The sequence below is a fragment of the Streptomyces sp. NPDC046859 genome, assembly GCF_040645135.1.
Lineage (GTDB): Bacteria > Actinomycetota > Actinomycetes > Streptomycetales > Streptomycetaceae > Streptomyces.
The window spans coordinates 306,275-320,060 of sequence record NZ_JBEYXR010000002.1; the positions used below are offsets into that span (position 1 = coordinate 306,275).

General features: G+C 70.9%; 13 protein-coding genes. 12 read left to right on the plus strand and 1 reads right to left on the minus strand.

Annotated features, from left to right (window positions below; all coding sequences use genetic code 11):
• Positions 1–161: 161 nt before the first annotated feature.
• From ABZ899_RS03830 to relA, 12 genes are all read left to right on the plus strand, one after another.
• Positions 162–704 carry a hypothetical protein gene (locus ABZ899_RS03830; protein ID WP_361340240.1) on the plus strand — a complete coding sequence of 181 codons (543 nt, stop codon included), beginning with the start codon at positions 162–164 and terminating at the stop codon, positions 702–704.
• A gap of 126 nt (positions 705–830) precedes the next feature.
• A complete protein-coding gene (pdxS, locus tag ABZ899_RS03835; RefSeq protein ID WP_062674254.1) occupies positions 831–1,736 on the plus strand; it encodes a pyridoxal 5'-phosphate synthase lyase subunit PdxS in 906 nt (301 codons plus the stop codon).
• On the plus strand, positions 1,736–2,341 hold the full coding sequence (gene pdxT, locus ABZ899_RS03840; protein ID WP_361340243.1) for a pyridoxal 5'-phosphate synthase glutaminase subunit PdxT: 606 nt from the start codon (positions 1,736–1,738) through the stop codon (positions 2,339–2,341). The genes pdxS and pdxT overlap by 1 nt, the downstream gene beginning before the upstream one ends.
• A 48-nt stretch (positions 2,342–2,389) precedes the next feature.
• Entirely contained in the window at positions 2,390–3,142 is a 753-nt protein-coding gene (locus ABZ899_RS03845) for a YebC/PmpR family DNA-binding transcriptional regulator (protein WP_361340244.1), read from the plus strand.
• A 112-nt stretch (positions 3,143–3,254) separates the two neighbouring features.
• Complete coding sequence (gene ruvC / locus ABZ899_RS03850; RefSeq protein ID WP_361340247.1) at positions 3,255–3,794, plus strand: crossover junction endodeoxyribonuclease RuvC; 540 nt, start codon at positions 3,255–3,257, stop codon at positions 3,792–3,794.
• Entirely contained in the window at positions 3,791–4,396 is a 606-nt protein-coding gene (ruvA, locus tag ABZ899_RS03855; RefSeq protein ID WP_361340250.1) for a Holliday junction branch migration protein RuvA, read from the plus strand. Before ruvC ends, ruvA begins: the two co-directional genes overlap by 4 nt.
• 73 nt (positions 4,397–4,469) lie before the next feature.
• Entirely contained in the window at positions 4,470–5,543 is a 1,074-nt protein-coding gene (gene ruvB / locus ABZ899_RS03860) for a Holliday junction branch migration DNA helicase RuvB (RefSeq protein ID WP_361340253.1), read from the plus strand.
• 174 nt (positions 5,544–5,717) lie between these two features.
• Complete coding sequence (gene yajC, locus ABZ899_RS03865; RefSeq protein ID WP_361340256.1) at positions 5,718–6,212, plus strand: preprotein translocase subunit YajC; 495 nt, start codon at positions 5,718–5,720, stop codon at positions 6,210–6,212.
• A gap of 131 nt (positions 6,213–6,343) precedes the next feature.
• Positions 6,344–8,059: a protein translocase subunit SecD gene (gene secD / locus ABZ899_RS03870; RefSeq protein ID WP_361340259.1), complete on the plus strand. Its 1,716-nt coding sequence runs from the start codon at positions 6,344–6,346 to the stop codon at positions 8,057–8,059.
• 1 nt (position 8,060) lies between these two features.
• Positions 8,061–9,185, plus strand: coding sequence for a protein translocase subunit SecF (gene secF, locus ABZ899_RS03875; protein ID WP_361340262.1), 1,125 nt, complete (start codon positions 8,061–8,063; stop codon positions 9,183–9,185).
• Positions 9,182–9,721 (plus strand): adenine phosphoribosyltransferase, encoded by a 540-nt coding sequence (locus ABZ899_RS03880; RefSeq protein WP_361340264.1) that lies wholly within the window; start codon positions 9,182–9,184, stop codon positions 9,719–9,721. Before secF ends, ABZ899_RS03880 begins: the two co-directional genes overlap by 4 nt.
• Positions 9,722–9,947: 226 nt before the next feature.
• Positions 9,948–12,479 carry a GTP pyrophosphokinase gene (gene relA, locus ABZ899_RS03885; protein WP_361340267.1) on the plus strand — a complete coding sequence of 844 codons (2,532 nt, stop codon included), beginning with the start codon at positions 9,948–9,950 and terminating at the stop codon, positions 12,477–12,479.
• Positions 12,480–12,555: 76 nt separating this feature from the next.
• On the opposite strand, the gene ABZ899_RS03890 is transcribed toward relA, so the two are convergent.
• Positions 12,556–13,785, minus strand: coding sequence for a DUF349 domain-containing protein (locus ABZ899_RS03890; protein ID WP_361340269.1), 1,230 nt, complete (start codon positions 13,783–13,785; stop codon positions 12,556–12,558).
• Position 13,786 lies beyond the last annotated feature (1 nt).

Genomic DNA, 13,786 nt, shown 5'->3' on the forward strand with positions numbered 1-13,786 from the left:
CGGGGTCTTGAGGGGGCTCCCGGAAGGCCCCGGAGGACGCCCCACGCGCGGGACAGCGGCCGTTGCCCGGGAGGGCCGGCACGCGACTGACCGGCCTCCAGAAGTCGCGGGGGCCCGCCCCGCGCGCGGGGCGGCAGGGGCGGCGCCGCTAGTCTGCGCCCGTGACCGCGACACTCATCTGGATCCTCGTCGTCCTCGTGGCGATCGGCCTCTACCTCAGCTGGACCGCCGGCCGGCTGGACCGGCTGCACGCCCGGATCGACGCGGCGCGCGCCGCGCTCGACGCACAGTTGCTGCGCCGCGCCTCCGTCGCCCAGGAGCTGGCCACTTCCGGTGTGCTGGACCCGGCCGCCTCGATCGTGCTGTACGAGGCGGCGCACGCGGCCCGGCAGGCCGAGGAGGAGCAGCGTGAGGTCGCCGAGAGCGAACTGAGCCAGGCCCTGCGGGCCGTGTTCGCCGAGACGCAGCAGGTGGAGGCGGTCCGGGAGGCGCCCGGTGGCGAGGAGGCGGCCCGCGAGCTGACCGAGGCGGTCCGCAGGGTGCCGATGGCCCGCCGGTTCCACAACGACGCCGTCCGCGCGGCCCGCGCGCTGCGCCGGCACCGCAAGGTCCGCTGGTTCCGCCTGGCCGGCCACGCCCCCTTCCCGCTGGCCTTCGAGATGGACGACGAGCCGCCCGCCGCACTGGTCGAACGGGCCTCCTGACCGGAACGCGCCACCAGCGGGACGCGAAAACGAGCCACCGGCTCCTCATTGGCCCTTGCTGTGGACTGGTCCGTTGCCGTTACCTCGATGCTCGCAGCAACCCTTCTCCACCGTGTGAGGTCACCCGTGTCCATCTCCGAAAACCAGGCTCCCGAGACCGGCACCGCCCGTGTGAAGCGCGGCATGGCCGAGCAGCTCAAGGGCGGCGTGATCATGGACGTCGTCACGCCGGAGCAGGCGAAGATCGCCGAGGACGCGGGCGCGGTCGCCGTCATGGCCCTCGAGCGGGTGCCCGCCGACATCCGCAAGGACGGCGGCGTGGCCCGGATGTCCGACCCGGACATGATCGAGGGCATCATCGACGCCGTCTCGATCCCCGTCATGGCCAAGTCCCGCATCGGCCACTTCGTCGAGGCCCAGGTCCTGCAGTCCCTCGGCGTCGACTACATCGACGAGTCCGAGGTCCTCACCCCGGCCGACGAGGTCAACCACTCCGACAAGTGGGCCTTCACCACGCCGTTCGTGTGCGGTGCCACCAACCTCGGCGAGGCCCTGCGCCGCATCGCCGAGGGCGCGGCCATGATCCGCTCCAAGGGCGAGGCCGGCACCGGCAACGTCGTCGAGGCCGTCCGCCACCTGCGCCAGATCAAGAACGAGATCGCCCGCCTGCGCGGCTACGACAACAACGAGCTGTACGCCGCCGCCAAGGAGCTGCGCGCCCCGTACGAGCTGGTCAAGGAGGTCGCCGAGCTCGGCAAGCTCCCGGTCGTGCTGTTCTCCGCCGGTGGCGTCGCGACCCCGGCCGACGCCGCCCTGATGCGCCAGCTCGGCGCCGAGGGCGTCTTCGTCGGCTCCGGCATCTTCAAGTCCGGCGACCCGGCCAAGCGCGCCGCCGCCATCGTGAAGGCCACCACCTTCTACGACGACCCCAAGATCATCGCGGACGCGTCCCGCAACCTCGGCGAGGCCATGGTCGGCATCAACTGCGACACCCTGCCCGAGACCGAGCGCTACGCGAACCGGGGCTGGTGATGACCTCACCCGTCATCGGAGTGCTCGCGCTCCAGGGCGACGTGCGCGAGCACCTCGTCGCCCTGGCCGCGGCCGACGCCCTGGCCAGGCCGGTGCGCCGCCCCGAGGAACTGGCCGAGGTCGACGGTCTGGTCATCCCCGGCGGGGAGTCCACCACGATCTCCAAGCTGGCCGCCCTCTTCGGGCTGATGGAACCCCTCCGCGCGCGCGTGCGCGACGGCATGCCCGTCTACGGCACCTGCGCCGGCATGATCATGCTCGCCGACAAGATCCTCGACCCGCGCTCGGGCCAGGAGACCGTCGGCGGCATCGACATGATCGTGCGCCGCAACGCCTTCGGGCGCCAGAACGAGTCGTTCGAGGCGGCCGTCGAGGTCAAGGAGATCCCGGGCGATCCGGTGGAGGGCGTCTTCATCCGGGCCCCCTGGGTGGAGTCCGTGGGCGCCGCCGCCGAGGTGCTCGCCGAGCACGGCGGCCACATCGTGGCGGTCCGCCAGGGCAACGCGCTGGCCACGTCGTTCCACCCGGAACTGACCGGTGACCACCGGGTGCACGGGCTGTTCGTCGCGATGGTGCGCGCGTACCGGACGACCGAGTCCTTGTAGGATTCCTGCGTTCGTTGCAGAGATGGGTTACGCGAAGGAGACAGGCAGATGTCCGGCCACTCTAAATGGGCCACGACGAAGCACAAGAAGGCCGTGATCGACGCCAAGCGCGGCAAGCTCTTCGCGAAGCTCATCAAGAACATCGAGGTCGCGGCCCGGATGGGCGGAGCCGACGCCGAGGGCAACCCGACCCTGTACGACGCCATCCAGAAGGCGAAGAAGCAGTCGGTCCCGAACAAGAACATCGACTCGGCGGTCAAGCGCGGCGCGGGCCTGGAGGCCGGCGGCGCCGACTACGAGACGATCATGTACGAGGGCTACGGCCCGAACGGCGTCGCGGTGCTCATCGAGTGCCTCACCGACAACCGCAACCGCGCCGCCTCCGACGTCCGGGTCGCGATGACCCGCAACGGCGGCTCCATGGCCGACCCGGGCTCGGTGTCGTACCTGTTCAACCGCAAGGGCGTGGTGATCGTCCCCAAGGGCGAGCTGACCGAGGACGACGTCCTCGGCGCCGTCCTCGACGCGGGCGCCGAGGAGGTCAACGACCTCGGTGAGTCCTTCGAGGTGATCAGCGAGGCCACCGACCTGGTCGCGGTCCGCACCGCGCTGCAGGACGCCGGCATCGACTACGAGTCCGCCGACGCCAACTTCGTCCCGACCATGCAGGTCGAGCTGGACGAGGAGGGCGCCAAGAAGATCTTCAAGCTGATCGACGCGCTCGAGGACAGCGACGACGTGCAGAACGTCTTCGCCAACTTCGACGTGAGCGACGAGATCATGGAGAAGGTCGACGCCTGACGCGGACGCGCGCCGCACGCGCTCAACGGGCCGACGGGACACACCCGTCGGCCCGTCGCATTGTCAGCGGCACCCGATAGCCTGCACAAACAGGTGAGCGAAGGGAGGGGCGGTGCGCGTACTCGGGGTGGACCCCGGACTGACCCGCTGCGGCGTGGGCGTGGTCGAGGGGGTCGCGGGCCGGCCGCTGACCATGCTGGGCGTCGGAGTCGTCCGCACACCCGCGGACGCCGAGCTGGGCCACCGCCTGGTCGCCGTCGAGCGGGGCATCGAGCAGTGGCTGGACGAGCACCGGCCCGAATTCGTCGCCGTGGAGCGGGTGTTCAGCCAGCACAACGTCCGGACCGTGATGGGCACCGCCCAGGCCAGCGCCGTCGCCATGCTCTGCGCCGCCCGCCGCGGCATCCCCGTCGCCCTGCACACGCCCAGCGAGGTCAAGGCCGCCGTGACCGGCTCGGGCCGCGCCGACAAGGCACAGGTCGGTGCCATGGTCACCCGGCTGCTGCGGCTCAGCGCGCCGCCCAAGCCGGCCGATGCCGCCGACGCCCTGGCCCTTGCCATCTGCCACATCTGGCGCGCCCCCGCGCAGAACCGGCTCCAGCAGGCCGTCGCCCTGCACACCGCCACCGCATCGAAAGGCCGTACGGCATGATCGCCTTCGTCAGCGGCACGGTCGCCGCCCTCGCCCCGGACACCGCGGTCGTCGAGGTCGGCGGCGTCGGCATGGCCGTCCAGTGCACCCCGAACACGCTGTCCGCGCTGCGCGTCGGCCGGCCCGCCAAGCTGCACACCTCCCTCGTGGTGCGCGAGGACTCCCTGACGCTCTACGGCTTCGCCGACGACGACGAACGGCAGACCTTCGAGCTGCTGCAGACCGCGAGCGGCGTCGGCCCCCGCCTCGCCCAGGCCATGCTCGCCGTGCACACGCCCGACGCGCTGCGCCGGGCCGTGGCGACGGCCGACGAGAAGGCCCTCACCGCCGTCCCCGGCATCGGCAAGAAGGGCGCCCAGAAGCTCCTCCTGGAGTTCAAGGACCGCCTCGGCGAACCGGTCGGCGCGCCCGCCGTCGGCGCCCCCGTCACCCAGGGCTGGCGCGACCAGCTGCACGCCGCCCTGATCGGCCTCGGCTACGCGACCCGTGAGGCCGACGAGGCCGTGAGCGCCGTCGCCCCGCAGGCCGAGGCCGCCGAGGGCGCCCCGGAGGTCGGCCGCCTGCTGAAGGCGGCGCTGCAGACCCTCAACAGAGCGCGCTGACCGCCCCACCCGACGACACCGGCGTACGGCGCACCCGCGTACGCCCTCCACCGCGACCCGCGAGGCACACGCAATGAACTGGGACGACGACACCACCGGCACCCCCGCCCCCGAGCGGCTGGTGGGCTCGGTCGCCGACCGTGAGGACCAGGCCGTCGAGGCCGCGCTGCGCCCGAAGGACCTGGACGAGTTCATCGGCCAGCACAAGGTCCGCGAACAGCTCGACCTGGTGCTGCGCGCCGCCCGCGCGCGCGGCGCCACGGCCGACCACGTGCTGCTCTCCGGCGCCCCCGGCCTCGGCAAGACCACCCTGTCCATGATCATCGCGGCCGAGATGGGCGCCCCCATCCGCATCACCTCTGGCCCCGCCATCCAGCACGCCGGCGACCTCGCCGCGATCCTCTCCTCCCTCCAGGAGGGCGAGGTCCTCTTCCTCGACGAGATCCACCGCATGTCCCGGCCCGCCGAGGAGATGCTGTACATGGCCATGGAGGACTTCCGCGTCGACGTGATCGTCGGCAAGGGCCCGGGCGCCACGGCCATCCCCTTGGAGCTGCCGCCGTTCACCCTGGTCGGCGCCACCACCCGGGCCGGCCTGCTGCCGCCCCCGCTGCGCGACCGCTTCGGCTTCACCGCGCACATGGAGTTCTACGAGCCCGCCGAACTGGAACGCGTCATCCACCGCTCGGCCGGCCTGCTCGACGTCGAGATCGCTGCCGACGGTGCCGCCGAGATCGCGGGACGGTCCCGCGGCACGCCCCGGATCGCCAACCGCCTGCTGCGCCGCGTCCGGGACTACGCGCAGGTCAAGGCGGACGGGATCATCACCAGGGACATCGCGGCGGCCGCCCTCGCCGTCTACGAGGTCGACGCCCGCGGCCTGGACCGCCTCGACCGCGCCGTCCTGGAGGCGCTGCTGAAGCTCTTCGGCGGCGGCCCGGTCGGCCTGTCCACGCTCGCCGTCGCCGTCGGCGAGGAACGTGAGACCGTGGAGGAGGTGGCCGAACCCTTCCTCGTCCGGGAGGGGCTGCTCGCCCGCACACCTCGCGGCCGGGTGGCCACGCCCGCGGCATGGTCGCATCTCGGCCTCACCCCACCCCGCACGTCGCCTGCTGGAAACGGACAAGGGGACCTGTTCGGGGCGTGATGCCCCGGTCACGGCGAGCTCTGTGGCCGGAGCAGGAACCCCGGTGCCATGCTGAGCGTTGTTCCCTGCGCGGAGACTCGCTTAGACTCCGCCGATGCCGCCCCTGTCGGCGGCAGAAAATCCCCAACCATCAGGCCGCTCACCATCGCGGTCGTGTGAAGGAAGTTCCGACCCGTGAGTCTCGTGACCCTCCTCCCGTTCATCGTGCTCATCGGGGCCATGTTCCTGATGACCCGGTCGGCCAAGAAGAAGCAGCAGCAGGCCGCCGACATGCGGAACCAGATGCAGCCCGGTTCCGGTGTCCGCACCATCGGTGGCATGTACGCCACCGTCAAGGAGGTCAGCGACGAAACCGTCCTCCTCGACGCGGGCCCGGGCGTGGAGCTTCTCTTCGCCAAGAACGCCATCGGTGCCGTCCTCTCCGACGACGAGTACAACCGCATCGTCCACGGCATCGAGCACGACCTGAAGTCCGACGTCGTCCCCGACGACGCCTCCTCCCTCACCGAGACCGACGAGCCCGCTGCCGCCGCCTCCGACGAGAAGTCCGTCGACCTCGCCAAGAAGGACGAGACCGACAAGACCGAGGAGCCGTCCGAGACCGTGGCCGCCGAGGCCAAGACGGAGGACGAGCCGAAGAAGTCCGAGGGCGACGCCGACGCGAAGTAGCCACGTTCCGGGGCGCGCGGGCCACGCCTGCGCGCCCCCGGGCGTGCGGAGCTCGCACGGTATCCCGACACCATGTCATGGCTGCCCGCCCGTAGACCGGTGCGAGGCGGCCCGAGAGGGAGTACGAGAAGGTGGCAGCACCTAAGAAGGGCCGTAAGGCGAGCGCCCAGAGCAAGCCAGGGCGCTCGCTGGCCCTCATCCTGATCGCCATCGCGGCGCTCACCGGAGGGATGTTCGCCTCGGGGCACACCACTCCGCGACTCGGCATCGACCTGGCCGGCGGCACGAGCATCACGCTGCGTGCGGAAGCCGAGCCCGGTCAGGAATCCGCGATCAACAAGACCAACATGGACACCGCGGTCCAGATCATGGAGCGCCGCGTCAACGGTCTTGGTGTCTCGGAGGCCGAGGTACAGACCCAGGGCGACAAGAACATCATCGTCAACATCCCCAAGGGCACGAACTCCAAGCAGGCCCGGGATCAGGTCGGTACCACCGCCAAGCTCTACTTCCGCCCCGTCCTCCAGCGCGAGGCCTCCGGCGGTCCGGCGCAGCCGGAGCCCAGCGCGTCCCCCAGCGGCTCCCCGAGCGCGTCCCCCAGCGGCTCCTCGAAGGCGACGGACCCGAAGGCCACCGGTTCCGCCACTCCCTCCGCGACGGCCACCACCCAGGGCCGCGCCGTCACCGACGGCCTGAAGGCGGACAGCTCGCCCTCCCCGTCCGCCTCCGCCGACGGCGACACCGCCAAGCTCCAGGCGGCGTACACGGCGCTCGACTGCTCCAAGCCCGCCCAGCGCGCCCAGGCCGGCAAGGACGCGAAGGCCGGCGAGACCACCGTCGCCTGCGGCAAGGACGGCGACGTCTGGACGAAGTTCCTGCTCGGCCCGGTCGCGGTCGACGGCACCGAGGTCAAGGACGCCAAGGCCTCCTTCGACACCACGCGCGCCGCCGGCTGGCAGGTCGACATGACCTTCAACGGCAGCGGCTCCAAGAAGTTCTCGAACATCACCGGTGAGCTGGCCAAGCAGAGCTCCCCGCAGAACGAGTTCGCGATCGTCCTCGACGACGAGGTGGTCTCCCACCCGTACGTCCAGCAGGCCATCACCGGCGGCAACGCGCAGATCTCCGGCAGCTTCACGCAGGAGGAGGCCAAGAGCCTCGCCAACATGCTGTCCTACGGCGCCCTGCCGCTCACCTTCAGCGAGGACAGCGTCACCACGGTGACCGCCGCGCTCGGCGGCGAGCAGCTCCAGGCCGGCCTCATCGCCGGCGCCATCGGCCTCGCGCTCGTCGTGATCTACCTGCTGGTCTACTACCGCGGCCTGTCGGTCATCGCGATCCTGTCGCTGCTGGTCTCCGCGGCCCTGACCTACACGATCATGTCGCTGCTCGGCCCCACCATCGGCTTCGCGCTGAACCTGCCGGCCGTCTGCGGCGCCATCGTCGCCATCGGCATCACGGCGGACTCGTTCATCGTGTACTTCGAACGCGTCCGCGACGAGATCCGCGAAGGCCGCACCCTGCGCCCCGCCGTCGAGCGGGCCTGGCCGCGTGCCCGGCGCACCATCCTGGTCTCCGACTTCGTGTCGTTCCTCGCCGCCGCGGTGCTCTTCATCGTGACCGTCGGCAAGGTGCAGGGCTTCGCGTTCACGCTGGGCCTGACCACCCTGCTCGACGTGGTCGTGGTGTTCCTCTTCACCAAGCCGCTGCTGACGCTCCTGGCCCGCACGAAGTTCTACGGAGGCGGCCACCCGTGGTCCGGCCTCGATCCCAAGCGACTGGGCGCCCAGCCTCCGCTGCGCCGCACCCGCCGCCCCTCCGCCCCCATCGAGACGAAGGAGGCGTGAGATGTCGAAGCTCGGCAACCTCGGCGCCCGACTGCACCGTGGCGAGGTCGGCTACGACTTCGTCCGCAACCGCAAGATCTGGTACGGCATCTCGATCCTGATCACCATCACGGCCATCGTCGGCCTGGCGGTGCGCGGCCTGAACATGGGCATCGAGTTCCAGGGCGGCGCGGTCTTCAACACCCCGAAGACCACCGTCTCGGTGGCCCAGGCCCAGGAGTACGCGGAAGAGGCCTCCGGCCACGACGCGATCGTCCAGAAGCTCGGCAGCGGCGACAAGGCCACCCTGCGCATCCAGGTCGCGGGCATCGACACCAAGCAGGCCGACAAGGTCTCGGCGGAGCTCGCGGACAAGCTCGGCGTCTCGGAGAACGACGTCACCGGCGAGCTGGTCGGCCCGAGCTGGGGTGAGCAGATCGCCAACAAGGCCTGGCAGGGCCTCGGCATCTTCCTGTTCCTGGTCGTGATCTACCTGGCGATCGCGTTCGAGTGGCGCATGGCCCTCGCCGCGTTCGTCGCCCTGATCCACGACATCACCATCACCGTCGGCATCTACGCCCTCGTCGGCTTCGAGGTCACGCCCGGCACGGTGATCGGTCTGCTGACCATCCTCGGTTACTCGCTCTACGACACGGTCGTCGTGTTCGACAGCCTCAAGGAGCAGACGAAGGACATCACCAAGCAGACCCGCTGGACGTACAGCGAGATCGCCAACCGCTCGATCAACGGCACCCTGGTCCGCTCCATCAACACCACGGTGGTCGCGCTGCTGCCGGTAGCGGGCCTGCTGTTCATCGGCGGCGGCTTCCTCGGCGCCGGCATGCTCAACGACATCTCCCTGTCGCTGTTCGTCGGCCTCGCGGCCGGTGCGTACTCCTCGATCTTCATCGCCACCCCGCTCGTCGCCGACCTCAAGGAGCGCGAGCCGCAGATGAAGGCCCTGAAGAAGCGGGTGCTCGCCAAGCGGGCCCAGACCGCCGCGCAGGGCCCGGCCGCGGACGTCGACACCGAGGACGAGGTGTACGACGACGGACCCGAGGACACCGCCGCGGCGGTCGTCGGCCCGCGCAGCCAGCCCGCGTCCCGCAACCGCGGCCGGAACCGCCCCTCGGGGAAGCGCCGATGACCGACATCAGCGAGCTGCTGCTCAGCCGTATCCGGGACGTGGCGGACTACCCGGAGCCGGGCGTGATGTTCAAGGACATCACCCCGCTCCTGGCGGACCCGGCGGCCTTCACGGCCCTCACCGACGCGCTCGCCGAGGTCGCGGCCCACACCGGGGCCACCAAGGTCGTCGGCCTGGAGGCCCGCGGCTTCATCCTCGGAGCGCCGGTCGCGGTCCGGGCCGGTGTCGGCTTCGTCCCCGTGCGCAAGGCGGGCAAGCTCCCCGGAGCGACGCTCAGCCAGGCGTACGCCCTGGAGTACGGCTCGGCCGAGATCGAGATCCACGCCGAGGACCTGTCCGCGAGCGACCGGGTCCTGGTCGTCGACGACGTCCTGGCGACCGGCGGCACCGCCGAGGCCTCCATCCAGCTGATCCGCCGGGCCGGCGCCGAGGTGTCCGGCCTCGCCGTCCTGATGGAGCTGGGTTTCCTCTCCGGCCGGGCCCGTTTGGAGCCCGTGCTGGAGGGAGCCCCGCTGACCTCGCTCCTCACGGTCTGACCTCCGAGCAGCATCCGATGCCGCGTGCCCGCGCCGACGGGCACGCGGCATCGTCGTGCACCGACCGGCGCACGTGAGCGGAGCCGCGGAATCCACCGGACACCTCTCGTGTTTCCCCCGTAGACGGCCCTCACATCGGCCTGAAGGCGATCCTGCGGCGCGGGATCGCTACCATGGGGTCTCCGGAGCCTGACCGGGCGACCCGGATCGCGCACGAGGAGTCCTCTTGCCAGACGAGGCCCAGCACCTGACCGCAGCCAAGCCCGAGTCCGCCTCGGCCGCCGCGGCGAAGCCCGCGCCGAACGCACCGCACGCCAAGAACGACTCGCGCGGGACGGTCGAGCATGCCCAGTCGGCCCCGGTCGACAAGCCGGCCGAGCAGGCGCGTCCCAAGCCGGCCCCGCCCGAGCACTCCACCCCGTCGGTCCGCCCGAACACCGGCCAGCCCGCGCGCTCCGGCTCCTCCAACCGCGTCCGGGCCCGGCTCGCCCGGCTCGGCGTCCAGCGCTCCAATCCGTACAACCCGGTCCTGGAGCCCCTGCTGCGCATAGTCCGCGGCAACGACCCGAAGATCGAGACCGCCACCCTCCGCCAGATCGAGAAGGCCTACCAGGTCGCCGAGCGCTGGCACCGCGGCCAGAAGCGCAAGAGCGGCGACCCGTACATCACCCACCCGCTGGCGGTCACCACCATCCTCGCCGAGCTGGGCATGGATCCGGCCACCCTCATGGCGGGCCTGCTGCACGACACCGTCGAGGACACCGAGTACGGCCTCGACCAGCTGCGCCGCGACTTCGGCGACTCCGTCGCGCTGCTCGTCGACGGCGTCACCAAGCTGGACAAGGTGAAGTTCGGCGAGGCCGCGCAGGCCGAGACCGTGCGCAAGATGGTCGTCGCCATGGCCAAGGACCCGCGCGTCCTGGTCATCAAGCTCGCCGACCGCCTGCACAACATGCGCACCATGCGCTACCTCAAGCGCGAGAAGCAGGAGAAGAAGGCGCGCGAGACCCTCGAGATCTACGCGCCGCTCGCCCATCGCCTCGGCATGAACACCATCAAGTGGGAGCTGGAGGACCTCGCCTTCGCGATCCTCTACCCCAAGATGTACGACGAGATCGTACGGCTGGTGGCGGAGCGTGCCCCGAAGCGCGACGAGTACCTGGCCATAGTGACCGACGAGGTCCAGCAGGACCTGCGCGCGGCCCGTATCAAGGCGACCGTCACCGGCCGCCCGAAGCACTACTACAGCGTCTACCAGAAGATGATCGTCCGCGGCCGTGACTTCGCGGAGATCTACGACCTGGTGGGCATCCGTGTCCTCGTCGACACGGTCCGCGACTGCTACGCCGCCCTCGGCACCGTGCACGCGCGATGGAACCCGGTCCCCGGCCGGTTCAAGGACTACATCGCGATGCCCAAGTTCAACATGTACCAGTCGCTGCACACGACGGTCATCGGCCCCAACGGCAAGCCGGTCGAACTGCAGATCCGCACGTTCGACATGCACCGCCGCGCCGAGTACGGCATCGCCGCGCACTGGAAGTACAAGCAGGAGGCCGTCGCCGGCGCCTCCAAGATCCGTACCGACGCCCCGAAGACGTCCGGCAAGGGCAAGGACGACCACCTCAACGACATGGCGTGGCTGCGCCAGCTGCTGGACTGGCAGAAGGAGACCGAGGACCCGGGAGAGTTCCTGGAGTCCCTGCGCTTCGACCTGTCCCGCAACGAGGTCTTCGTCTTCACGCCCAAGGGCGACGTCATAGCGCTGCCGGCCGGGGCCACCCCCGTCGACTTCGCGTACGCCGTCCACACCGAGGTGGGCCACCGCACCATAGGGGCGCGGGTCAACGGCCGTCTGGTCCCGCTCGAGTCCACCCTGGACAACGGCGACCTGGTCGAGGTCTTCACCTCCAAGGCGGCCGGCGCGGGCCCCTCCCGCGACTGGCTGGGCTTCGTCAAGTCGCCGCGCGCCCGGAACAAGATCCGGGCCTGGTTCTCCAAGGAGCGCCGCGACGAGGCCATCGAGCAGGGCAAGGACGCCATCGTCCGGGCCATGCGCAAGCAGAACCTGCCGATCCAGCGCATCCTCACCGGCGACTCGCTCGTCACGCTCGCCCACGAGATGCGCTACGCGGACATCTCCGCGCTGTACGCGGCGATCGGCGAGGGCCATGTCTCCGCGCAGAACATCGTGCAGAAGCTGGTCCAGGCGCTCGGCGGCGAGGAGGCGGCCAGCGAGGAGATCGACGAGTCGGTCCCGCCCACCCGCAGCCGCCGCAAGCGCCGTGCCAGCGCCGACCCGGGCGTCATCGTCAAGGGCGTCGAGGACGTGTGGGTCAAGCTGGCCCGCTGCTGCACGCCCGTGCCCGGCGACCCGATCATCGGGTTCGTGACCCGCGGCAGCGGGGTCTCGGTGCACCGCAGCGACTGCGTGAACGTCGACTCGCTGTCCCGTGAGCCCGAGCGCATCCTCGACGTCGAGTGGGCGCCGACGCAGTCCTCGGTCTTCCTGGTCGCCATCCAGGTGGAGGCACTCGACCGCTCGCGCCTGCTGTCGGACGTCACCCGCGTCCTGTCGGACCAGCACGTCAACATCCTGTCGGCGGCCGTCCAGACCTCCCGCGACCGCGTCGCCACGTCCCGCTTCACCTTCGAGATGGGCGACCCGAAGCACCTGGGCCACGTCCTGAAGGCCGTCAGGGGAGTGGAGGGCGTCTACGACGTCTACCGCGTGACGTCGGCACGCAACCGGTCGTAACGCCGACCGAGGAACGCGAGAGGGGCTCCCGTACATCGCGTACGGGAGCCCCTCTCGTCTCGGCTCGGGCGGCGGATCAGCCGCCGAACTCCTGCAGCCCCTTCAGAGCCTGGTCCAGCAGCGCCTGACGGCCCTCCAGCTCACGCTCCAGCTTGTCGGCCTTCGCGTTGTTGCCCTGGGCGCGGGCCTGCTCGATCTGGCCCCTCAGCTTGTCCACGGCGGCCTGGAGCTGACCCGTCAGCCCCTCGGCACGCGCGCGCGCCTCCGGGTTGGTCCGGCGCCACTCGGCCTCCTCGGCCTCCTGGATGGCCCGCTCCACGGCGTGCATCCGGCCCTCGACCTTCGGCCGGGCGTCGCGCGGCACATGGCCGATGGCCTCCCAGCGCTCGTTGATCGAGCGGAAGGCGGCGCGCGTGCCCTTCAGGTCGCCGATCGGCAGCAGCTTCTCGGCCTCCTCGGCCAGCTCCTCCTTCAGCTTGAGATTCTCCGCCTGCTCGGCGTCGCGCTCGGCGAACACCGAGCTGCGGGCGGCGAAGAAGACGTCCTGGGCGCCGCGGAAGCGGTTCCACAGGTCGTCCTCGTGCTCACGCTGGGCCCGTCCTGCGGCCTTCCACTCGGCCATCAGCTCGCGGTAGCGCGCGGCCGTCGGACCCCAGTCCGTCGAACCGGACAGCGACTCCGCGTCGGCGACCAGCCGCTCCTTGATCCGGCGGGCCTCCTCGCGCTGCGCGTCCAGCTGCGCGAAGTGCGCCTTGCGCCGCTTGGAGAAGGCCGACCGCGCGTGCGAGAAGCGGTGCCACAGCTCGTCGTCCGACTTGCGGTCCAGCCGCGGCAGGCCCTTCCACGTGTCGACCAGCGCCCGCAGCCGCTCACCGGCGGCCCGCCACTGGTCGGACTGCGCCAGCTCCTCCGCCTCGACGACCAGCGCCTCCTTGCGGTGGCGCGCCTCGTCGGACTGCTTCGCCCGCTGCTGCTTGCGCTCCTCGCGGCGCTTGTCGACCAGCTCGACGAGCTTGTCGAGGCGCACCCGCAGGGCGTCCAGGTCGCCTACCGCGTGGTGCGCGTCGACCTGCTCGCGGATGTGGTCGATCGCCGCCTGGGCGTCCTTCGCCGACAGGTCGGTGGTCTTCACTCGCTTCTCGAGGAGGCCGATCTCGACAACCAGGCCCTCGTACTTGCGCTCGAAATAGGCCAGCGCCTCGTCGGGAGAGCCGGCCTGCCAGGAACCGACGACCTGCTCGCCGTCGGCCGTACGCACGTACACGGTCCCCGTCTCGTCGACGCGGCCCCACGGGTCGCTGCTCACA